The organism is Sphingopyxis sp. BSN-002 (genome assembly GCF_022024275.1).
Lineage (GTDB): Bacteria > Pseudomonadota > Alphaproteobacteria > Sphingomonadales > Sphingomonadaceae > Sphingopyxis.
This window is the reverse complement of sequence record NZ_CP091804.1, coordinates 1,317,375-1,339,775: the sequence shown is the minus strand read 5'-3', so window position 1 is coordinate 1,339,775 and position 22,401 is coordinate 1,317,375. Positions and strand designations below refer to the sequence as shown.

General features: G+C 62.9%; 18 protein-coding genes and 1 tRNA gene. 3 read left to right on the top strand and 16 right to left on the bottom strand.

Annotated elements, in window-relative coordinates; all coding sequences use genetic code 11:
- Positions 1-3 precede the first annotated feature (3 nt).
- Complete coding sequence (locus L7H23_RS06625) at positions 4-1,251, bottom strand: aspartate kinase (RefSeq protein ID WP_237838558.1); 1,248 nt, start codon at positions 1,249-1,251, stop codon at positions 4-6.
- Between the two features lie 160 nt (positions 1,252-1,411).
- On the opposite strand from L7H23_RS06625, the gene ubiG reads away from it, so the two are divergent.
- Both ubiG and L7H23_RS06615 read left to right on the top strand, forming a co-directional pair.
- On the top strand, positions 1,412-2,137 hold the full coding sequence (ubiG, locus tag L7H23_RS06620; protein WP_237838557.1) for a bifunctional 2-polyprenyl-6-hydroxyphenol methylase/3-demethylubiquinol 3-O-methyltransferase UbiG: 726 nt from the start codon (positions 1,412-1,414) through the stop codon (positions 2,135-2,137).
- Entirely contained in the window at positions 2,134-2,727 is a 594-nt protein-coding gene (locus L7H23_RS06615; protein WP_237838556.1) for a YdeI/OmpD-associated family protein, read from the top strand. Before ubiG ends, L7H23_RS06615 begins: the two co-directional genes overlap by 4 nt.
- Before the next feature lie 2 nt (positions 2,728-2,729).
- Here L7H23_RS06615 and L7H23_RS06610 read toward each other — a convergent pair whose 3' ends face one another.
- The 12 genes from L7H23_RS06610 to L7H23_RS06555 all read right to left on the bottom strand — a co-directional run bounded on the left by L7H23_RS06610 (position 2,730) and on the right by L7H23_RS06555 (position 16,616).
- Positions 2,730-3,164 (bottom strand): hypothetical protein, encoded by a 435-nt coding sequence (locus L7H23_RS06610; RefSeq protein WP_237838555.1) that lies wholly within the window; start codon positions 3,162-3,164, stop codon positions 2,730-2,732.
- An 8-nt stretch (positions 3,165-3,172) separates the two neighbouring features.
- Entirely contained in the window at positions 3,173-3,523 is a 351-nt protein-coding gene (locus L7H23_RS06605; RefSeq protein WP_237838554.1) for a hypothetical protein, read from the bottom strand.
- Positions 3,524-3,568: 45 nt separating this feature from the next.
- The gene (locus tag L7H23_RS06600) at positions 3,569-4,045 is read right to left on the bottom strand and encodes a helix-turn-helix transcriptional regulator (protein ID WP_237838553.1); all 477 of its coding nucleotides are present in this window, start codon (positions 4,043-4,045) and stop codon (positions 3,569-3,571) included.
- A gap of 283 nt (positions 4,046-4,328) precedes the next feature.
- Positions 4,329-5,000, bottom strand: coding sequence for a glutathione S-transferase N-terminal domain-containing protein (locus L7H23_RS06595; RefSeq protein WP_237838552.1), 672 nt, complete (start codon positions 4,998-5,000; stop codon positions 4,329-4,331).
- A 68-nt stretch (positions 5,001-5,068) separates the two neighbouring features.
- Positions 5,069-5,491, bottom strand: coding sequence for a hypothetical protein (locus L7H23_RS06590; protein ID WP_237838551.1), 423 nt, complete (start codon positions 5,489-5,491; stop codon positions 5,069-5,071).
- 112 nt (positions 5,492-5,603) lie between these two features.
- On the bottom strand, positions 5,604-10,133 hold the full coding sequence (gltB, locus tag L7H23_RS06585) for a glutamate synthase large subunit (protein WP_237838550.1): 4,530 nt from the start codon (positions 10,131-10,133) through the stop codon (positions 5,604-5,606).
- Positions 10,134-10,162: 29 nt separating this feature from the next.
- Positions 10,163-11,320: a DUF2059 domain-containing protein gene (locus tag L7H23_RS06580; protein ID WP_237838549.1), complete on the bottom strand. Its 1,158-nt coding sequence runs from the start codon at positions 11,318-11,320 to the stop codon at positions 10,163-10,165.
- A gap of 101 nt (positions 11,321-11,421) precedes the next feature.
- On the bottom strand, positions 11,422-12,213 hold the full coding sequence (locus tag L7H23_RS06575; protein ID WP_237838548.1) for a DUF2059 domain-containing protein: 792 nt from the start codon (positions 12,211-12,213) through the stop codon (positions 11,422-11,424).
- The gene (locus L7H23_RS06570; protein WP_237838547.1) at positions 12,210-13,655 is read right to left on the bottom strand and encodes an NAD(P)-dependent oxidoreductase; all 1,446 of its coding nucleotides are present in this window, start codon (positions 13,653-13,655) and stop codon (positions 12,210-12,212) included. Before L7H23_RS06570 ends, L7H23_RS06575 begins: the two co-directional genes overlap by 4 nt.
- A 160-nt stretch (positions 13,656-13,815) precedes the next feature.
- Complete coding sequence (locus tag L7H23_RS06565) at positions 13,816-14,616, bottom strand: undecaprenyl-diphosphate phosphatase (RefSeq protein ID WP_237838546.1); 801 nt, start codon at positions 14,614-14,616, stop codon at positions 13,816-13,818.
- Positions 14,617-14,716: 100 nt separating this feature from the next.
- On the bottom strand, positions 14,717-15,592 hold the full coding sequence (locus L7H23_RS06560; RefSeq protein ID WP_237838545.1) for a hypothetical protein: 876 nt from the start codon (positions 15,590-15,592) through the stop codon (positions 14,717-14,719).
- A gap of 91 nt (positions 15,593-15,683) precedes the next feature.
- On the bottom strand, positions 15,684-16,616 hold the full coding sequence (locus L7H23_RS06555) for a complex I NDUFA9 subunit family protein (protein ID WP_237838544.1): 933 nt from the start codon (positions 16,614-16,616) through the stop codon (positions 15,684-15,686).
- A gap of 200 nt (positions 16,617-16,816) precedes the next feature.
- On the opposite strand from L7H23_RS06555, the gene L7H23_RS06550 reads away from it, so the two are divergent.
- A tRNA-Leu gene (locus L7H23_RS06550) sits at positions 16,817-16,903 on the top strand.
- A gap of 382 nt (positions 16,904-17,285) precedes the next feature.
- On the opposite strand, the gene L7H23_RS06545 is transcribed toward L7H23_RS06550, so the two are convergent.
- Genes L7H23_RS06545 through L7H23_RS06535 form a run of 3 tightly spaced genes read right to left on the bottom strand, consistent with a single transcriptional unit; the run spans position 17,286 to position 22,367 of the window.
- On the bottom strand, positions 17,286-19,877 hold the full coding sequence (locus tag L7H23_RS06545) for a restriction endonuclease (RefSeq protein ID WP_237838543.1): 2,592 nt from the start codon (positions 19,875-19,877) through the stop codon (positions 17,286-17,288).
- Complete coding sequence (locus L7H23_RS06540) at positions 19,870-21,492, bottom strand: Eco57I restriction-modification methylase domain-containing protein (RefSeq protein WP_237838542.1); 1,623 nt, start codon at positions 21,490-21,492, stop codon at positions 19,870-19,872. The genes L7H23_RS06545 and L7H23_RS06540 overlap by 8 nt, the downstream gene beginning before the upstream one ends.
- Positions 21,489-22,367, bottom strand: coding sequence for an N-6 DNA methylase (locus L7H23_RS06535; protein WP_237838541.1), 879 nt, complete (start codon positions 22,365-22,367; stop codon positions 21,489-21,491). Before L7H23_RS06535 ends, L7H23_RS06540 begins: the two co-directional genes overlap by 4 nt.
- Between the last annotated feature and the right edge of the window lie 34 nt (positions 22,368-22,401).

Sequence of the window (22,401 nt, the reverse complement as noted above, 5' to 3'; positions counted from 1 at the left end):
CGATCAGTCGGCGTCGAGCCCGTAGGCGGTGTGCAGCACGCGCACCGCGAGTTCGGTTTCGTCCTCGTCGATCAGGACGCTGACCTTGATCTCGCTGGTCGAGATCGCCTGGATGTTGATCCCGCGATCGGCGAGCGCGCGGAACATCGTGCTCGCAACGCCCGCGTGGCTCTTCATGCCGACGCCGACGACGCTGATCTTCGCGACCTTGTCGTCGCTGATGATGCGGTTGAACCCGATCTTGTCCTTCGCGCCTTCGAGCAGGTCGATCGAGCGGAGCAGGTCGGTGCCCGGGACGGTAAAGGTCACGTCGGTCTCGCCCTTTTCGCGGCCGACATTCTGGATGATCATGTCGACGTTGATGCCCGCGGCGGCGAGCGGGCCGAAGATGTTCGCGACCGCGCCCGGCTTGTCGGGCACGCGCGTGACGATGATCTTCGCTTCATTCTTGTCGTGGGCGATGCCGGTGATCAGCTGCCGTTCCATCTGATGTTCCTCTATTTCCTCGTCGCTGACGATCATCGTGCCTTTTTTCGGAGCCTCGTCGCCCTCGACGAAGCTGGAGAGCACCTGCACGCGCACGCCCATCTTCATCGCCAGCCCGACCGAGCGGGTCTGGAGCACCTTGGCGCCGACGCTCGCGAGTTCGAGCATTTCCTCATAGGTGACATAATCGAGCTTGCGCGCGCGCGCGACGATGCGCGGGTCGGTCGTATAGACGCCGTCGACGTCGGTGTAGATGTCGCAGCGGTCGGCCTTCACTGCCGCGGCCACCGCGACCGCGCTGGTGTCCGATCCGCCGCGACCGAGCGTCGAGACGCGGCCGTCATCCATCATGCCCTGGAAGCCCGGGATCACCGCCACTTCGCCGCGGCCCATCGCCGCGAGCAGACCGCCGGTGTCGATGTCGAGGATGCGCGCGCGCGCGTGCGCTTCCTCGGTACGGATCGGGAGCTGCCAGCCGAGCCAGCTGCGTGCGGGAACGCCCATGGCCTGCAGCGTCAGCGCAAGCAGCCCCGACGTGACCTGCTCGCCGGCTGCGACGACGACGTCATATTCGGCGGGGTCGTAGCGCGGGTTCGCCTCGCGGCAGAAATTGACAAGCCGGTCGGTCTCGCCCGCCATCGCCGACACGACGACCGCGACCTCGTTGCCGTTCGCCACTTCGCGCGCGACGAGCTTCGCCACAGTGCGAATCCGCTCGGTGCCCGCCATCGACGTGCCCCCGAATTTCATCACGATCCGCGCCATCTCGCCCCGCTTTCCTGAACTGGTTTCGGCCGCAACTTTTCCAAGCATTTCCGCGGCGCTCGCGTCGTTACGGAAGGGGGAGGGCGATGGCAAGACCGGCTTCGTATGCGCAGGATAGAATTTCTTGCGCCAATGATGGCAGAGTGCCACATCGAGCGGCATGAGTGCCGCGACGATCAATCCGAATGAAGCCGCCCATTTCGGCGCACTCGCCGCCGACTGGTGGGATCCGCATGGATCGTCGGCGATGCTGCACAAGCTGAACCCGGTGCGACTGGCCTATATCCGTGACCGGATCGATGCGCATTGGCATGTCGATGCGCGCGAGCGTTATCCGCTGTCGGGGCGCAGCGCGATCGACGTCGGTTGCGGCGCGGGGCTGCTGGCCGAGCCGCTGGCGCGCATGGGTGCGAAGGTGACCGGGGTCGATGCGGCCCCGGAGAATATTGCGGCGGCACGCGATCATGCGGCGGGGCAGGGGCTGGCGATCCATTATCATGCCGGCGAACTTGCGGCTTTGCCCGCGGCGACCTTCGACCTCGTCACGTCGATGGAGGTGGTCGAGCATGTGACCGATCCTGCGGCCTTTATTGCTGAACTCGCGGCGCGGCTCGCGCCCGGAGGGCTGATGATCCTGTCGACCCCGAACCGGACCGCGCTGTCGAAGCTGCTGCTTGTCGAAGCGGCCGAGCGGATCGGCGCGGTGCCGCGCGGGACGCACGACTGGGATCAGTTTCTGAAACCCGAAGAGCTGACCGGCCTGATGGAAGAGGCGGGGTTGCAGGTGATCGACCGCACCGGCCTGTCGCCGTCGCCGGCGAAGGGCTTCAAATTGGGCGGCAGCGAGGCGCTCAACTATCTCGTCGCGGCAAGGCACGCGGGATGAGCCGCGACCCGCGCGTCGACGCCTATATCGCAAAGCGTCAGCCCTTCGCGCAGCCGATCCTCAATCACCTCCGCGAGCTGGTGCACAAACACGCGCCAGGCAGCGAAGAAACACTGAAATGGGGCGTGCCGCATTTCGTGATCAACGGGCAGAATCTCGCCGGCATGGCGGCGTTCAAGGAACATGCGACCTTCGGCTTCTGGCGTGACGAGGAAGTCACGGGATCGCCGCGCGATACCGGAGCGATGGGCAGCATGGGGCGCCTCGCGACGCTTGCCGACCTGCCGTCGGACAAGCAGATGGCGGACTGGATCGGAAAGGCCGCAGCGCTCTGTGCCGAGGGCAAGCCGAAGCGGCCGAAGGCGGCACCGAAGCCGACGCTCGATCTGCCCGCCGACCTCGGCTCGGCGCTGAAAGCCAATGCCGCGGCGCAGGGCCATTGGGATGCTTTCTCGCCCGGCAAACGCCGCGACTATATCGAATGGGTGCTCGAGGCGAAGCGCGAGGAAACGCGCGCAAAACGCATCGAAACGATCGTCGCGCAGGTCGCCGAGGGCAAGGATCGCAACTGGAAGTACAAGAGCTGCTAAGGTCAGTCGCCGGCAGGCGCAGCGGCCAGAGCCCGAGCAGCGCGTCGCTGTCCGTCGCGATAGGTTCCGTAAGCCATGCAGGCGAGTGCCGGCAAGGACCAGAAGGCGCTGGCTGCGAATATTAGGAACGGATTGAGTTCCCGGAACAACAGGATGCTCACCGACGACGCCACACCGACCATCAGAAAGCCTGCGAACCAGACCGGCCAGAACCGGCTCTGCGTCAGCGCGAGATACAGTGCGTAGACGAAGATCGAAGTGTCGATTGGCAGGATATAATAGAGGTAGGCGGGAAAGGGAAAATAGGCCTGGATCAGATGTGTCGCGGCGGATGCGGCGAGCAGATAGGCGCAAAATCTGCGCTCGACATTTTCGCCATATATCGACGTAATGGCGAGCGCAGACAGAAGATAGAAATAGAATAATATCTGGATCAAGGCGTCGCCTATTGCTGCTGCGCGGTTAGCTCGCCGGGTGCATCCAGCGAAGCCTGGCTCGGCAGGCCACCCGGACAGCCAAAACCCACTTCGCGCAGATTGCTCTTCCGCTGAAGCTGCTGGAGCTCGGTAAGCGCTTTGATCAGCTCGGTCCGGCCGGCGACGACCTGCGACATGCTATCGGTAACGGCCCGCAGAATGCCTTGGGTCGCCGCCGCGGGAAGATCGGAGGCGGTCGCCGCTTCGACGATGCTGGCTGCCATTCGCGCCTGAGCGAGGTAAGCCGCGTCGACCGATCGCATTGTCGTCCGCGTATCCGCTGCAACCACGCTCCCTACCCCTTGTTCGATCTTGTGCATCGCATGCCTCCTTCATTGAACTGGCACCGATGCTTCCGGAAAATCCTATCGGCTGAACAGATCAACTACCCCCGCAATGGTGATTGTGATTGCAGCAAACGCCATTGTGGCGGCAATTGCTATCAGGCCGATATGCAGGATGCGCTGTATCAGCGGCTCGTCATTGGTTGCTCCGCCGAGCGGTGGCAGCAAGTTGCGCGCGGCCTTTGAGCCGAGTCGTAGATCATCAGGGTGCGTAAACTTTGCCTTGTTATCTTCGCTTTGGGAATGAAGGTCGCCCCGTTCGGCAAACTGCTCCGCCGTTTCCAGTATGCGCGCAGCAACGATACGTGAGGAACAACCGAGCCTTTCGGCGGCGGCATTGAGATGATTGTCGATCGTCGAAGGAGATAGCGAGAGCAAACGCCCGATTTCCTTGGACGTGAGACCGTCTTTGACAAGAATCAGGCATTCGCGCTGACGATCACTTAGGCGCGCCGCCATTGACGCGGCCTCTGAAGGTAATGGAAAATTTTGCTTCACTTTGGATCAATTACTGCGTCGAAACTGGGACCCCATGTTTAGTACCCATGGTTAATTTCGCCTAGGCAGATTGACCGGTTAATTTGTGCCAATACCGTTTGAATCTTTGCTGTGGCAGTCCGGTACGCAGAACGACGCGGCGGATTTGCCATAGCTCCGGAGGGTCATTGGGTGCGGGGGCGTGCCAATGGCTGCTGACAGTCCAGTCGGGTGGCGCCGACTGCACCCGCCATAACCCGGTCGTTGAGGATGTGGATGGAGGAAAGGGGGCGTCCGGTGGGACCTAGAAATCCACATCCTCATAATATTTCGGCGGCGTCACGATTTCCATTCGCTCGGCCAGCAGCGGGCGAAAGCTCGGCCGCGACTTCAGGCCCGAATACCAGCCCTTGGTCTGTTCGTGTCCGGTCCAGTCGATGCCGCCGAGATAGTCGGCGACCGAGATGTGCGCGGCGGCGGCGAGGTCGGCGAGGCTCATCGTCGCGCCGGCAAGCCAGGTGCGGTGGTCGATCAGATAGTCGATATAGTCGAGATGCTGGTTGGCCGCCTTCATCGCCTCGCGCAACGCGCCGCCGTCGGGCGGCTGGCGGTGAACAATGCGTTTCTGCATCCGCTCGAAGAGCAAGGGCCCGGTGACCTCGAAATAGAAATCATGGTCGAACCAGGCGGTCAGGCGGCGAATCTCGGCGCGGTTCGCCGCGGTGCCGTTGATCATCGCCTTGCCTTCGACGGTCTCCTCGAAATATTCGGCGATCGCGCTGCTGTCGATCAGCACCTGTCCGCGTCCCTGGTCGACCATCACCGGGGTGCGGCCCGCGGGGTTCAGGTCGATGAATTCGTCGCGGCGCTCCCACGGCGATTCGCGTACCAATTCATAGCCGATGCCCTTTTCCCCCAGCAGAAGCCGGATCTTGCGCGAAAAGGGACAAAGCGGGAATTGGTAAAGCTGCCACATGGTAACCGCATAGCGGCAGGCAGGCGCCGCGTGCAACGCCTATAGGCGCATGGCTGTGGACTAAGTGCCTAGCGGCGCGCAGCGTCGCGCTCACGCTCCCATTGCGCGGCGAGGTCGCGCGCCATGTCCTTGAGCACCGGGGCGTAAGCCTGAAGCGCCGAGGCAGCCTGACCCGCCATGCGGGCGCTCGCGCGGACGTCGGCGCCCATGCGCTCGGCATCATGCCGGTCGCGGCCGGCGATGTCGCCGACGGTGGCGTCGTGCGGGATGTAGGCGGCGTCGGAGTCGGGGTCGATTTGCGCGACTGCCTCGGCGAGGGGGCCGACCTTCATCTGCATCATGGCGCTGACAAGCGCGGTCACGGTGTCGGCCATCCGGTCCTGCATGGCGGGATCGTTAAGCGCTGCGACGGCGCCGCGCGTATCGGCAGCGGCCGCGGGAAGCGGCATCGCAAGGGCGAGCAGGGGCAGAAAAGCGATGGTCAGGCGCATGGCGTCTTCCTTTCGGAAAGCGAAATCGAAACCGCGCGCATAGGGCAGCGACGCTTTCGCTGCCCTGAACACCGCCCGGCCTTGCGGCAGGACGCGCCTGCCGCACGACGAGCTATTCGGCAGCGACCACCTCGGCCTCTTCCTCGCTCAGCGAGTGCGTCAGGCGGCTGATCATTTCCTTCGGGCAGACCTGCCAGAACTGATCCCGCCAGCGGTCCCAGTCGGCGAGGATCTCGGCCGACCATTTGCTGCCGGTGGCGCGTGCATGGTCTTCGACCAGATCCTTGAGGACGCTTTCCCAATGGCTGCTCGCGATCCGCTGCCAGACGATCGATTCGCCGTTGGCGCGGCGTTCGAAGCTGCCGTCGGTGTCGAGAATGAACGCCATGCCGCCGGTCATCCCGGCGCCGAAGTTCGAGCCGACGGGCCCGAGGATCACCGCGGTGCCGCCGGTCATATATTCGCAGCCGTTGGCGCCGCAGCCCTCGACGACCACCTTCGCGCCCGAGTTGCGGACCGCGAAGCGCTCGCCCGCCTGACCCGCTGCGAGCAAGGTGCCCGCGGTCGCGCCATAGAGGACGGTGTTGCCGACGATGCTGTTGTGCTGGCTGACCAGTGGGCTCGACACGGTCGGGCGCACGACGATGCGGCCGCCCGACAGGCCCTTGCCGACATAGTCGTTGGCGTCGCCGAACACCTCGAGCGTGACGCCGCTGCACAGGAAGGCGCCAAGCGACTGGCCGGCGGTACCGCGCAGGCGCACCTGCACATGGTCGTCGGCGAGCCCGTTCATCCCGAAGCGCGCGGTGACCTCGGCCGAAAGGCGTGTGCCAACGGCACGGTGCGTGTTGCGGACATTGTAGGTCAGCTGCATCCGCTCGCCGCGCTCGAACAGCGGCTTTGCGTCGCTCAGGATTTGCGCGTCGAGGCTGTCGGGCACCGGATTGCGGAAATTCGGCCCCTGCGACCGGCGCTGGTCGTCGGGGGCGTCGACCTTGGCGAGGATCGGGTTGAGGTCGAGGTCGTCGAGATGTTCGGCGCCGCGGCTGACCTGACGCAGCAGTTCGGTGCGGCCGATCACCTCGTCGAGGCTGCGGCAGCCGAGCTTGGCGAGGATTTCGCGCACTTCCTCGGCGATGAAGGTCATCAGGTTGATGACCTTCTCGGGGCTGCCGGTGAACTTCTGGCGCAGTTTCTCGTCCTGCGTGCAGACGCCGACGGGACAGGTGTTGCTGTGGCACTGGCGCACCATGATGCAGCCCATGGCGACGAGGCTCAAAGTCCCGATGCCATATTCCTCGGCGCCGAGTATCGCCGCGATCACGATGTCGCGCCCGGTCTTGAGCCCGCCGTCGGTGCGCAGGCGGATACGGTGGCGAAGACCATTGAGGGTGAGGACCTGATTGACTTCGCTGAGGCCCATTTCCCACGGCGTGCCGGCATATTTGACGCTGGTCTGCGGGCTGGCGCCGGTCCCGCCGGTATTGCCCGCGACGAGGATGACGTCGGCATGCGCCTTGGCGACGCCCGCAGCGACCGTGCCGATGCCCGCCGAGCTGACGAGCTTCACGCAGACGCGCGCTTTCGGGTTGATCTGCTTCAGGTCGTAGATGAGCTGCGCCAGATCCTCGATCGAATAGATATCGTGGTGCGGCGGCGGCGAGATCAGCATCACGCCCGGCGTCGAGTGACGCAGCCGCGCGATGAACTCGGTGACCTTGAAGCCGGGAAGCTGGCCGCCCTCGCCGGGCTTGGCGCCCTGCGCGACCTTGATCTCGATCTCGTCGCACGCGCCGAGATATTCGGCGGTGACGCCGAAGCGGCCGCTCGCGATCTGCTTGATGTTGCTGTTGGCGTTGTCGCCGTTTGCATAGGGCTGGTAGCGCTCGCTCGCTTCGCCGCCTTCGCCGGAGACCGCCTTGGCGCCGATGCGGTTCATCGCGATCGCGAGCGTTTCGTGCGCTTCGGGCGACAGCGCGCCGAGCGACATGCCGGGGGTGACGAAGCGCTTGCGGATCTCGGTGATCGCCTCGACGCTGTCGAGGGCGACGCCCTGCGGGGGATAGTTGAACTCCATCAGGTCGCGCAGATAGACCGGCGGCAGGTCGGCGACGCCGCGCGCGAACTGCAGATAGGTCGAATAGCTGTCGGTCGCGACCGCGGTCTGGAGCAGGTGCATGAGCTGCGCCGAATAGGCGTGCGTCTCGCCGCCTGCGCGCTGGCGATAGAAGCCACCGATGGGGAGGGTGGTGACGCGTGCGTCGAACGCGGCCTCATGCTTCTCGGTCGCGTTGATGAAGAGCGACTGATAGCCCTCGCCCGAAATCTTAGCCGGCATGCCGGGAAAGAGGTCGTTGACGAGCGCGCGGCTCAAACCGACCGCTTCGAAGTTGTAGCCGCCGCGATAGCTGGAGATCACCGCGATCCCCATCTTCGCCATGATCTTGAGCAGGCCGTCGTCGATGGCCTTGCGGAAGCGCAGCTGGCAGTCGCCCAGCGACAGTTCGCCGCCGAACAGCCCGCGCGTCCAGCGATCGGCGATCGCAGCTTCGGCGAGGTAGGCGTGGACCGTCGTCGCGCCGACGCCGATCAGCACGGCGAACGCGTGCGTGTCGAGCACTTCGGCCGACCGGACATTGATCGAGGCGTAGCTGCGGAGGCCCTTGCGGACGAGGTGCGTGTGCACGGCGGCGGCGGCGAGCACCATCGCCATGCCGACGCGGCCTTCACCGATCGCCTGGTCGGAGAGGAACAATTCGCTGCGTCCCGCGCGGACTGCATCCTCGGCTTCCTTGCGGACGCGCGCGATGGCTTCGCGCAAGGTGGCGGCATTGCCGCCGGCCTTGAAGGTGCAGTCGATGTCGGCGACCGCGTCGCCGAAATAGGCGCGCAGCCGATCCCAGTCTTCGCCGACGAGGACGGGGGAATCGATCACGAGGACGTGCGCGCTCTGTCCCTTTTCGTCGAGGATGTTGGCGAGGTTCGAGAAGCGCGTCTTCAGGCTCATCACATGCCGTTCGCGCAAGCTGTCGATCGGCGGATTGGTGACCTGGCTGAAATTCTGGCGGAAGAATTGCGCGACGTGGCGCGGCTTGTCAGAAATGACCGCGAGCGGCGTGTCGTCGCCCATCGAGCCGATCGCTTCCTTCGCATCCTCGACCATCGGGGCGAGGATCAGCTCCATGTCTTCCATGGTGAGACCGGCGGCGACCTGACGACGGAGCAGTTCGGCGCGGTCGAAGGTCGGCAGCGTCGCCTTGCCGCCCTTCGGCAGGTCGGCCATCGTGCGGAAGCCCTTCACACGCGACGCATAGTCGGCGCCGCCCGCGATCTTGTCCTTGATCGCGCGATCTTCGTAGAGCGTGCCGTCGTCGAGATCGACCGCGATCATCTGGCCGGGGCCGAGACGGCCCTTCTTGCGGATGCTCGCCTCGGGCAGCAACACCATCCCGCTTTCGGAGCCGACAACGAGGAGATTGTCAGCGGTCAGCGTGTAGCGCAGCGGGCGGAGCGCGTTGCGGTCCATCCCCGCGACCGCCCAGCGGCCGTCGGTCATCGCGAGCGCGGCGGGTCCGTCCCACGGCTCCATGACGCTGGCGAGATAATTATACATCGCCCGGTGATTGTCGGGCATTTCGGCGTCTTCGCCCCAGGCTTCGGGGACGAGAATCAGCTTCGCGGTCGGCGCGTCGCGGCCGGCGCGGCAGAGCGTCTCGAACACCGCGTCGAGCGCAGCGGTGTCCGACGCGCCCGCCGGGATCACGGGTTTGATGTCTTCCGAATGCTCGCCGAAGGCGAGGCTCGCCATCTTGATCTCGTGGCTCTTCATCCAGTTCTTGTTGCCGCGGATCGTATTGATCTCGCCATTGTGGGCGAGGGTGCGGAACGGCTGCGCCAGCCACCATTGCGGGAAGGTGTTGGTCGAATAGCGCTGGTGGAAGATCGCGACCCGGCTTTCGAACAGCTTGTTCGTGAGGTCGGGGAAGAAGTCCGCAAGGCTCTCAGCGAGGAACAGGCCCTTGTAGATGATCGAGCGCGCCGAGAGGCTGCAGACATAGAAATCGGCGATCTGCGCCGCGATCACCTTCTTCTCGATACGGCGGCGCGTCAGATAGAGCTGTTTTTCGAACTCGGCGAGCGACTGTTCGTCGGGGAGCGGTCCGGCGATCATGATCTGCTCGATCTCGGGGCGCGTGCGCTGCGCCTTGTCGCCGATCACCGAAACGTCGACGGGAACCTGGCGCCAGCCATAGATGGTAAAACCCGCGTCGATGATCTCGGACTCGACGATCGTGCGGCAATGTTCCTGCGCGTCGAGGTCGGTGCGCGGCAGGAAGACCATGCCGACGGCTAGGCGGTTCGGGCGTACCTTGTGGCCCGACGCGGCGATGGCATCGTCAAAGAAGCGGACCGGCAGGTCGACATGGATCCCGGCCCCATCCCCGGTCTTGCCGTCGGCGTCGACCGCGCCGCGGTGCCACACGGCCCGCAAGGCTTCGATCGCCGCCTCGACGACGCGGCGCGACGGCTTGCCGTCCGTCGCCGCGACCATGCCGACGCCGCAGGCATCGGATTCAAGGTCGGGGCGATACATGCCTTCGGCTTCGAGCCGCGCGTGATCGGGGGTGGGGTAATGGGTCATGTCGGTTTTCCTGCCGGCCGCAGCCGTTTCTATTTCTTTGGAGACTTCTTGCGCGCGTTGGCGATCGCGGCCTGTTCGGCGTCATAGGCGGCCGACGAGGCTTCGCTTGCCGTCGCTTCGAGTTCCTCGACGCGGGTACGGTCGGCTTCCGACCAGTTTTCGCGGTCGTAGGCCGGATCCCAGTCGCCGCTCGCGGCATCAGCCGCTGCCGCGGCGGCGTCGGTCGCTGCGGCGCTGGCGTCGTCGCCATAGCCACTGTCGTCCGCGGCCTCGACGGCTTCGGTGACATCGTCCACCGAATTCCACTGGTCGCGCTGTTCTTTCAGCACTTTCACATCGACCTTCATCAGCTTCGCGAGTTTTGCGAGCTCTGCGTCGGTGAAGTCCGAAAGCTGCCGTTCCTTGGGCAGATCCTTCATCTTGCCCTCGATTTCGGGGCCGCGGTCCATGAACTTGTTGATCAGCGGCGGCACCGCCTTGACCATCGCCAGCATCACCTCGGGATCCGCCTGCAGCGCCATCCACTCGTCGGCATAGGCCTTGCCCGTCGGGGTTGCGAAGAAGGCGTTCATTTCGCCGAGCTGCTGCGCGCTGAACTTGCGGGCATAGGCATAGGCCATGCCGTTGCGCATCGGGCCTTCCAGATCGCCCAGCGCCTCGGTGATCAGCGGCTTGATGACATTCGTCATCTGCTCCTCGCGCTGGGCGCGCTGCGGATCGAACATGTCGGCGATCGCCGCCTTGCTCTTTTCGTCCAGTGCTTCGATCTTTTCGCTTTCGACACCGGTCTTGATCGAGAGCATGAGGTCGGACATGCCGCCGAGTTCGCCCATCAGGCCCTTGAAGAATTTGCCGTACATATTGTCGATCATCTTCGCGAGGCTGCCCGGCGGGACGAGCGCGGTCGTCGTCTGCTGCGCCAGCGCGAGCTGCGCCGGCGGGACGGCGGGCAATTTGTCGACGCCGAAAATCTTCTCGATCAGCTTGATCGCCTCGTCGATTTCCTTCTGCATCTTTGCCTTGGCGTCGGCCATCGCGGCTTCGCTGCTGGCTTCGGACTGATCGCTCTGTTCCTCGGCGGGCGCGACGACTACCGCGAGGGGCGCTTCCTTTTTCGGCGCGGCGAAGGCGTGCGCAGGCACGATCGCAACGGCGCCGGCCAGCAGAATGGATTTCCAGTTCGACATGATGATATTCCTTCCCCGATTGGTCATTCCGGTTTCATTTCGTTTTTCGGACCCGGTTTCAACCATTTCGGCGTTGCGCATCGAAAAAGACCTTGCGCCTGTCAGTTGGCGGCGGCGGTGGACGAGAAATATTCGGGGACCGCTTCCGCATAGGCTGCTTCGATCTCGGCGCGATGGGGGCCGATCAGGTCGTTGAGCAGTTTCACGGACAAATCCTTTGTCCGGTTCGTCAGGCGGAACAGCTTCTGTCCGGCGGGGCTGAGGGTGAATGCCGTCACCTTCACCCGCTCTTGCGGCGTGAGCGCCTTGATCATGCGGCCCCCCACGCCGACGTAAAGCTGGTCGACGTCCGATCGGGTGAAGGTTTCGCCGTCCGCAAGGCCCTTGTCGGAGAGGACTGCAGGATCGATGCTCTGATATTCGACCCGGATGAGCTTTCGGCCCAGCTCGCTCTCGTAGAATTCGACCGTCGTCCGCAGCGTCGCCTCGTCGAGATTGCGCACATAATGCTCGGCCATGGCTGCCTGCATGGCGGGCAGCCCCGCCGTCAGGATGCGGGTCAGTTCGCGCTGGCCGGTTTCCACAAGCTTGGTGCGCAGTCCGGGATGCTGCTGCAGCAGCGCTTCGAGGTCGGGATTCTTCTTTGCTTCGGCATCGAGCACAACCGGAATCGTCGCGAGATTCTGTTCGAACATCATGTCGGGCGGCAGGACCAGGACCGTCAGCCGCTGTGCCAATGCAAGACCTGCTTCGGTCCGCACCGGCACGGCGGGCGCCCGGGGCGGGGCAGGCGGAACATAGACCGGCGGCGGAGCCTTTGGCGCGGGGTCGTTCGCAGCCGCCGGAGCGGAGGTCAGCATGGCGCCGGCGAGGGCGACGAGGACAGCTCTCATGCCGCCTTCCTTTCGCTGCCCGCCGCCTTGGCCTTCAGCCACTTTGCCATCTGATCGCTCGCGTCGCGGCCATCGCGGATTCCCCAGACCACCAGGCTGGCGCCGCGGACGATGTCGCCGGCGGCGAAAACGCCGGGCAGGCTGGTCATCATCGTCTGGTGATCGACGCGCAGCGTGCCCCAGCGCGTGACCGACAGGTCGGGCGAGCCGAACAGGTGCGGCAGTTCCTCGGGATCGAAGCCGAGCGCCTTGATCACCATGTCGGCGGGCAGGTCGAACGTGCGGCCCGGGTCGGGCTCGGGGCTGCGGCGGCCGCTCGCGTCGGGCGCGCCGAGGCGCATCCCCGCGACGGCGACCTGCTTGACCGTCTTGTCGGCGGTGAAGCTTTGGGGGGCGGAGAGCCAGACGAACTCGACGCCTTCTTCCTCGGCATTGGCGACCTCGCGCTGCGAGCCCGGCATATTCTCGCGGTCGCGGCGATACAGGCACTTCACCGACTTCGCGCCCTGGCGCACCGCGGTGCGGACGCAGTCCATCGCCGTATCGCCGCCGCCGATCACCACGACATGCTTGTCCTTGGCATCGAGGCGGCCGTCTTCGAATTCGGCGACGGCGTCGCCGAAACCCTTGCGGTTCGAGGCGATGAGATAGTCGAGTGCGGCGACGACGCCGGCCGCTTCATTGCCCGGAACATTGATCTCGCGCGCCTTGTAAACCCCGGTCGCGATCAGGATCGCATCATGCTTGCGGCGCAGCTGGTCGAGCGTCGCGTCCTTGCCGACCTCGAAGCCGAGGTGGAAGTGGATGCCGCCCTCCTCGAGCCGGGCGACGCGGCGCATCACGACGTCCTTCTCCAGCTTGAAGCCGGGAATGCCATAGGTCAGCAGCCCGCCCGCGCGATCATGGCGGTCGTAGACATGGACTTCATGCCCCAGCACACGCAGATATTCTGCGGCCGTCAGGCCCGCGGGTCCGGCGCCGATGATGCCGACCGACTGGCCGGTCGGCTTGCCGGCATGGACCGGTTCGACCCAGCCCTCCGCCCAAGCGGTGTCGGTGATGTATTTCTCGACGCTGCCGATCGTCACCGCACCGTGGCCCGAGAATTCGATCACGCAATTGCCCTCGCACAGGCGATCCTGCGGACAGATGCGGCCGCAAATCTCGGGCATTGTCGAGGTTGCGTTGCTGAGCTCATAGGCTTCGCGCAGGCGCCCCTCGGCGGTCAGGCGCAGCCAGTCGGGGATGTGGTTGTGCAGCGGGCAATGCACCGAGCAATAGGGCACACCGCATTGTGAGCAGCGCGCGGCCTGCGCGTCGGCGTCCGGCGCGGCATAGCGCTCGGCGATCTCGCGGAAATCGCGCGCGCGTTCCTCGGCGGAGCGCTTGTCCGGATAGGATTGTTCACGCCCCACAAACTGGAGCATGCGGTCGGAAGCCATGCAGTATCCCCTTCGTTGAAGGAGGCGATTGCATGGCCCGAAACCGCCTGTCACGGCCGAAATGGCATATAGGACAGCAATGCTAACCTAAAATGATGGGCAATCGGGGCTGCAAATTGGCCCACGCAATATTCTTTCGCAAATTGGTACCGGTTTGGCCCTATCTCATTGCGAGCCACGCAAGCGCGGCGACGCCGACGATGATTCGGTACCAGGCGAAAGGCGCGAAGCCATAGCGCGTTACGACCGCGAGGAAGGCCTTGATCACCGCCCAGGCGACGATGAACGACACCAGCGCGCCGACCAGGATCAGGCCGATGTCGTTCTTCGTGATGGCGTCATGATGCTTGGCGAGTTGCAGCACGGTTGCCCCGGTCAGCGTCGGCAGCGCGAGGAAGAAGCTGAATTCGGCAGCGGTCTTGCGGTCGATGCCGAGCGCCATCGCGCCCATGATCGTCGCGCCCGAGCGGCTGACGCCCGGAATCATCGCGATGCACTGGACCAGTCCGACGATGATCGACTGGCGCGTCGACAGATTGGCGACGCCGCCGCTTTCCTTCGGCTTGGCGAAGCGCTCGACGAGCAGGATGCCGATGCCGCCGATAATCAGCGCCCACGCGACGACGACGGCGTTCTCGAGCAATGCCTCGATATAGTCGCCGAAGGCGAGGCCGAGGACGACCGCGGGGATGAACGCCAGCAGCAGGTTGCGCACGAACGCGATCGCGACGGGATCGCGCCGGAAGAAGCCGGTGAACATGTCCCAGAAGAGTTTGCGGTAGAGCACGACGATCGCGAGGATCGCGCCCGGCTGGATCGCGATGTTGAACACCGCCCATTTCGACGCGTCATAGCCGAGAAGTTCGGTCGCGAGGATCAGATGGCCCGTCGACGAGACGGGGAGGAATTCGGTCAGCCCTTCGACGATGCCGAGGATGATCGCGGTCAGCCAGATGCTCATGGGGTTCCAGTATAAAGGCAAAGGTCAAGCGAAAGGGCGCCCGGCCGATGCCGGACGCCCTTTGCAAGACCTACGCAGGCGAGCCTGCTTTTGCCAGCGGCTATTTGAACCGTGCGTCGCACGCTTTCAGCACATTGGCGGGCGGGCCAAGGTCGAGCGCCTGCGCGATCAGCTTCTTGGGGCTTGTCGCCAGATCGAGGTCGGGGATGGCCTTCGACGCCTCGAGCTTCTTTTGCACCGCTTGCGCCATGTCGCCCTCGGCACCGCCGAGTTCGCGGAACAGGCCGACGCTGAAGCTGCACGCCGCAACCGCCTGGCCGTCGTCGGCGGGCAGGGTGACTGCGGCGTTTGCCGCCGCCTTCGGATATTCCTTGACGCACGCGTCGGTCAGCGGACCGACCGCACCCGATGCGATCGCCCATTCGACCTGCGAGGCCATCGCGTTCTGCGCCGCGGCCAGCCCGCCATCCTGACCCGCAGCAGCGATCAGGAAATAGGAGGATTGCGGATCCGACAGGACCTTCTTCTGAAGCTGGGTGGGGTCCATCGTCCCGTCCTTGAAGGATGCCGCGACCGCGACGGCGGCGCAGGCGGCGGGTTTTGTCTTCGGATCGTCGGGCAGCTTCGGCAACGGCTCGGCATCGCCGAGCGCATAGGCCGCCTTGCAATTGTTGAGCGTCGCAAGCCAGTTGCCGCCGGCGAGCGTTCCCTTGATGTCGCCGAGCAAGGCCTTGCCCTTCGCATCGTCGAGCCCGATCGCGCTGAAGAAGTCCGTCGCGTCGATCACCTTCTGCAGCAGGTCCTGCCGGCGCTTCTGTTCGGCCGCGTCCTTGTCACCGCCCGCCGCGGTATAGGCGAGCGCCGCGCGTCCGCACTGGGTCGCGCGCTCGGCGGCGTCCTTCGGCAATCCGTGAAGATCGGCCGGCGTCTTGTCACACCCGGCCACCAGCATCGACACCGCGACCAGCGCGGTCATTCCCCCATATCGCATCAGCGTCCCCCGCTAACAAGGATGCGACCCCGAAGCAGGGGTAGCAGTTTTTCGGGGATACGCCAGAGGGCGAAGTTCAGGCGGTCTGGGCGAAGCGTCCGTTGCGGCGATACTGGACGAGCCAGCCTTCGGCGACCGACCCGAGCGAGGTCGGCGTAACGCCGAGCTGGCCGAGGCCCGCGGCCTTCTCCGCGACGACATTGTCACGCTGGAGCATCAGCCATTGGTCCCTGGTGATCGGCGCACCGGGCGCCCAGCCGAGGCCCGTGGCGAGCGCTCCCGACACGACATCGGGCAGCTCGACGAACAGCGGCTGGCGAGCCGTTGCGCCGGCGATCCATTTCTGCAGCTCGAGCATCGTCAGCACCTGCGGCCCGCCGAGTTCGAATGTCTTGCCCGCTGCGCCGTCGCCGAGCGCCGCGACCACCGCATCGGCGACGTCGCCGACATAGACCGGCTGGAACTTCGCCTGCGGCGCGATGACGGGAATGACCGGCAGGAAACGGATCATCGTCGCGAAGCGATTGATGAAATTGTCCTCGCGCCCGAACAGGATCGAGGGGCGCAGGATTATGGCTTCGGGGAAAGCCTTGCGCACGGCGGCTTCGCCGTCGCCCTTGCTGCGGCCATAAGCCGAAGCGCCGTCGCTGTCGGCGCCGATCGCCGAGACGTGGACCAGCGCGCGGGCGCCGGCCGCCTTCGCCGCCGCGGCGACATGGCCGGCGCCGTCGGCCTGCACGGCATACATGTCATCGAACGCGCCGACGAGATTGATCACCGCATCGCTTCCCGCGACGGCGCGCGCGACGCTGGCGGGGTCGCGGACGTCGGCCGCGACGAACTGCGTCTGGCCCAGTCCGCCCAGCGGCTTAAGGAAGACCGCCTTGCGCGGTTCGCGTTCGGCGACGCGGACCCGCGCGCCGCGGGCGAGCAGGCGCTGGACGACATAGCGGCCGAGGAAGCCGCCGCCGCCGAGCACGGTGATCAATTGTCCGTCCAGCTTTTGCATGATGTCCGCCTGTATCCGATTCTCTGGGGAGCGCGCTGCGGCGCGATATGCGCTCCCATGCCGCGAAGCGCACGGCGGGGCAAGGGGGAGGGCGCGCATATCGACGCGAAACCGTGCCTCGGCGAATAAAATTGCGCGGCGCCGCGCAGCGCGGTTGACAAGCCGATGGCCGCGCCGCTAAGCGCCCGCTCCTACCCCGTGCCCAGATGGCGGAATTGGTAGACGCACCAGCTTCAGGTGCTGGCGATCGCAAGGTCGTGGAGGTTCGAGTCCTCTTCTGGGCACCATTTTCTTCCATCGTTGCCGAATGGCCGTCGCCCGATTGCGGGGCGCCGGATGACGCAGCGACGCGTCCCGTCGCCGGCGTGTCTGCGGCTTCGCAAATATCCCGCGCGACTGCGAACACGCAGATCGTTCGGGGCAACGGATTTTATGGAAAGTGGTGCGCTTACAGGACTCGAAGTCCTATGCTAACAAATTTATAATAAAGGATTTTATATCGGTATCTTCCTGCAATACCCCCAAAAATACCCCCAATGCTGATTTTTTCGATCGCTTTGTGCAAACGCACCGACCTATTAGGTGCAGAGTACGCCCTTCCTTTACCGCAAAGTTAGGGCGCGCGATCGCGTGTTATCCTTCGGTAAATCGCGACGCCATCTTTCCGGCTCACTGCTGAATCGTATCGCCTTGTGGCTGCGCGATCTCCACTACGGTGTCATATCCGCCAATATGCGTTAGTCCCTCATGACTCTCGATTCCGGTATAGCGGAGCGACGCATCCTCGTAGCGGCGGAAGGCAAACACGGCTTCGTTCATCCGTTCGGTGTTGAACACGCGCAGCCGAACTAGCAGGTTGAAATCCTCGACCGTCAGGCCCGTGACGGTGAGGAACAATTCCGGCTCAATTTTCGTGATAACATCGACCAGAGTGTTTTCACGAAAATCGGTCAGATACATGAAAGCAGGAATGCGTGTTGCAAACTTGATCAGCTTTTCCTGTATCTGCTTGCGCTTGTTTTTATATTCCCGCTCCTCCTCGGTCAGCTCTTTTTTCTCGGTCGTCGAAAGCTCGCCATCCTTGGCTTTTTTCTTCAGGTCTTTGACCGTATCGCTCTTGTTGATGATCGTTTCGATCACATTGTCGCCGAGCGCCCGCCAGCCTTCGATCCGCTCGACCGCTCCCAAGGCTTCCGGATTATCGAGCACGCGGCGCAACGTGTCATTGTCGACATTGACCAGCATCGCCGATTCCCATTTCCGCGCCAGCAGTGTTGCTGACGTTCCGGCCATCGCAATGTCGAGAATTCCGCCCGCATCAATTTGCGTCATGTTCGCGCCGTCGTAGGCGAGCACTGGCAGGAACGAGACAAGGTCCGCCACAGCCTTTTCAGGGTTAGGCTCGCTTGGTGACAGGCCAATGCCATATTCGGAAAGCTGACGCAGCGCCCGCGTCGGTGCGAAATCGAAGACGAAACAGATTGGCTTTTTGACCAGTTCCGCGTTCGGATCGTCGCCTTCCGGATTGGGGATCGACCAAGGCGATTGCACGCGGAAGGCCGCCTGAAAATAGGTTTCGGGTGACTTCAGATTGCGCAGCATCAGGATTGACGCCCATTGCTTCACCGTTACGCCGGTCGTCAGCTTCCCGCATGAGAGCGTAATGGTCTTGGCGTCTTCGCCATTGCCGATTGCCTTGCGAACAGGCGGCAATGCGTCCAGCCCTATACCTGCGCCAGCACCTGCCGCGACAATCACGTCATATTCGTGCCAGAACGTATTTTGCGGCTCTTCCAAAAGGTTCTTCATCGCCTCACAGGCGGCAACATTCGGCAGGAACCAGAACGCATGATTCAGGTAAGGCAACAATCGCACGTCGGAATAGGGCCAAGGTGGCCTTGTACCGGTTTTAAGGCTTTCAATCGTTTGCGTCGGCCCCGAACCTCGGATGATGTTCAGCCACTTCTGCACTTCGTCCTTATGCTCGAACTGCGCCAGCACGCCGCTGCCCTTGGCCTTGAAAAACTCGTTCAGGTCGAACTCGTCAAACTCGCCGCCGCTCGCAATGGCGAGCAATTCGTCCGGCATTTGATAGGTCAACAAACGCATTTGCGGCAGCGCGGCATAGGGGTTGCGCTGGCCCGGATTTTTGCCATCCCATTCCGCCCGCGCGCGCTGCTCGTCGGTATAGGTCCAGTTGAAAATCTGTTCCTCGATAAACTCGCCGGTGGCGAGCGCCTTGAATGGCGTGCCGGATAGGTAAAGATAGGCGCGGGTCGTGATCGGCAAGAACTCGGCCTCGGCTTCCGATAGTTCTCCAAGGTCTTCGTTTACGACCTCCAACTCGCCCGCATACTCCAATTTCGCCTCGGCCTTGGCGACAGCCGCATCTTCGCCTTCGAACAGTTCCTTGGCCGTATCGCGCCATGCGCCGAAATGATATTCGTCGAATACGACCAAATCCCAGTTGATCGCATGAATCCATTCATTGCGCGGCTTGATATTGCCCGCCGCGTCCTTGCCCAGCAAATCCTGAAACGATCCGAAATAAACAAGCGGCGTATCGCTCGGCACTTTGCGCGGATCGCCGCCGGTGTTGCGCGACATGTAGGTCCAGCCGTTAAAGTCTTGGTGATTTTCGAGGTCGGCCTGCCAAGCATCCTCGACAGCTGGTTTGAAGGTGACGACCAGCAGGCGCTTTGCGCCCAGCCGCTTGGCAAGCTGGTAGCTGGTGAAGGTTTTGCCGAAACGCATCTTGGCATTCCACAGGAAGCGCGGCACGGCCTTTGCGTCCTGTTCCCATCGGGACTGGTAATAGGCAAAAGTCTGGTCCACGGCATCGGCCTGTTCGGCACGCATCGGGAAACTGTCATGGTGCGTGCCCGAAAGCGGGGCGCCGCGTTGCAGTTCGGCAATCGCGGTCAGCACATCGGCGGGGGTGCAGCGCATCCATTCCCGCGACGAGCCAAGGATGACATTTTCGAAGCCCTTGTCGATCAGCCGCTGGCGGACATCATTGTCGCGGAATGTGCTGCCGTCTTCGCGCTCCGCAAATGTATCGAGATCGGTGTGCAGCGTGTAAGCCTGTTGCGCCTGTCCTTGTGACTGGCGAATGCGGCCGTTGACATCTTCTTTCGTCGTCTGCCCGACCTTGATCAGCCCGTCATAGGCAGGCGGCGGATCGTTGAACGACCACGCGTAGATGCGAAGGCGCACTTCGGGCTTTGGAGCCAATATGTCTTCGACGGTGAGGTCAGGCAATTACAGCATCCATCGGCCGGATCATGCTTTCGATGAAGGCGATTTCATCGTCGGCAATTCCGTATTTTTGGTAGAGGTCGGCGTCGGTCCATGAGCGGTCCCAAGATTGTTGCGGAACAAACGCATAAACTCCACGTGGGGCGTCTTGGCTGATCTTTCGTAATGACACCAAAAAGCGGGCAAATCTCGTCCTAAGGAAAGAATGGGCGCTGTCCGCCTCGTCCTTCGAATCAAATGGTCCAGCAACGACATAGGTAAGCGTGCAGACTGATCCGGGCGCGGCGACCATTGGTGGTCCCAAGACCAGATCAACGCCGCTCTTTTCTCGCTCTCTACCCGAACCCGCCTTAGGGATCAGTAGCTTCCACGTATGCACTAAATGATCGCTCTTTGTTACGTACTTGGGAGAAACCCACGCCGTCTCCCGCTTTGTCCCGACGTTGAAATGCAAGCGCAAATCGCCGTCTTGCTTCGATGCATGATAATCTTTGAAATTCGAGCTTAGAGCAGGTCCAAAGGGATCTCTTGGAGACACTATTTCTGAGAGTGTCGGTTCATCGAACGCCCTAACTTTCCTCAAAATGCCGACCGACCGCACGTCACGAATAAAAACGTCGAACTCGTTCAACTTCCGTTCGTGCGGACCATATTCAGAGCCTCCACGGATGGTCGTAACCGCGCACTCCCCTTGGTGGCTAGAATCCCACAGGAAATAACTGATACCGCCGTTGATTCCGACCGAAGGAAACATTTCCGCCGCGTTTGGAAAATCAACAAGCGCCGCTAATCGCTCGTCGTTGAGCATAGTGGACCTGAAGTCATCAAGATGTTTACCGCCCGCCATCCAGCGAGACGGTGTGACCATCGTCAAGAAACGTGGTTCCAACCTTTTTGCCTGCTCTACAAAGAGGTTGTAGATGGGCATGACGTTCTGCCCAGCCTCGTCCGCAGAAATTTGATATGGCGGGTTCCCGATAATCACGTCGAAATGCATCTTGTCTCCGAACAGCGCGACCAGGCGCTTGTTGATATTGTCGCTGTGGATAAACGCATAGGCGTGGTTTTCTGCGTCCGGCCCGCGTCCCAGAAATTCCATGCCCGCGCCGCAGACTTTGCAGCGATCACCATCGCGCAGATGCTCCGTCCGCGCAAACCAGATATTTCCGTCATCGTTGTCGCCAAAGCTTTTGGCGACGCTGTGGGCTCCGGTTGCGTGTTTCGAGCAATATAAACTCCGCCGCGCCAGCAGGCTCGTCAGGCGGGTGATGCCGATACCGAAGACCTGCTTGGTCAAGATATGATCGACACGCGCTTGCAGGTGCGGGATTTCCCCTTCCAGCCCCTTTATCAGCCGCTTGGTGATCTCGCGCAGGAACACGCCCGATTTCGTGCAAGGGTCCAAAAAGGTGACCTTGCTGTCCGCCCAAATATCCGCGCCATCGTTTACGCTTGCCCAACCTTCCGCGAGCGTATCGAGCATCCGGTTGGCAAATTCTGGCGGCGTGAACACTTCGTCGTTCGACAGATTGGCGATGCAGGTGAGCACATCGGGATTGCGGTTTTTCAGGGTAAAGGTCGCCCGGCCGGGAGCAAGCGTTTCGGGCGGCTCAGTCATGCAACCATATCCAGCGCCGCCAGTTCGCGAACCGCCATTGGCGGATAGCTCTCAGCGGGTTTGAAAATCTCGTGGCTGCCCAAATGCGCGAACAAGGTGCGTTCCTCACGGAAGCTGGACATGCCCGTCAGCACGTCCAGCCGGAAATCGCGCCGCTGGAACTTGCCCTTGCCGATATAGCCCCATTCGACGATCAGGATCGGTTCGCCATCCGCATCCTTCATCGTCATCGCATCGCCGTGAATCAGATTGAGCGACAGCACATGGCTGGCGGCATGATAAAGCTCGTCATCCTCGTCCAGCCGCAGATACTGCGCGAACACGTCCAGCATGTTTGCGCGGCATTCGCTGATATTGTCCGCGAGTAATTCGATGCCATAGCAGCAGGTCAGGGCCAGCAGCGCGTAATGGCGTTTTTCGAAATCGACCTTGCCATATTTCGCTTCGACTGCCGCCAGCTTCCTTTGCAGGATCGGCACAAGGAAATTGCCGCTGCCACAGGCCGGTTCGAGGAAACGGCTGTCAATCCGTTCGGTCTCGCCCTTGACCAGATCGAGCATTTTTTCGACCAGCCAAGGCGGCGTGAAAACCTCGCCATGATCAGCAACGCGCTGCTTCGACTTAATCAGCTTGTCTGACTTAAAGAGCGGCCCTTCGTCACGAATAGCCTTGAATTCGGCTTGTCGCGGGCTGATTCCCGGCGAACTTTCCAGCAGGCTCATCCGGCCGATCATCTCCAGTGAATTTGTCACTTGTGCGGGCGGTTGCTCGGTCCCCGCTTCCCATGATTTAACAGTGGCGGCCGGCACGCGAAATTCCGCCGACACTTGGTCGAGGCTGAATCCTGCGGCAATTCGGCTGGCTGAAAATGACATGCGAATCGTTATGCCAGCCAGTCAGAAATCCGCA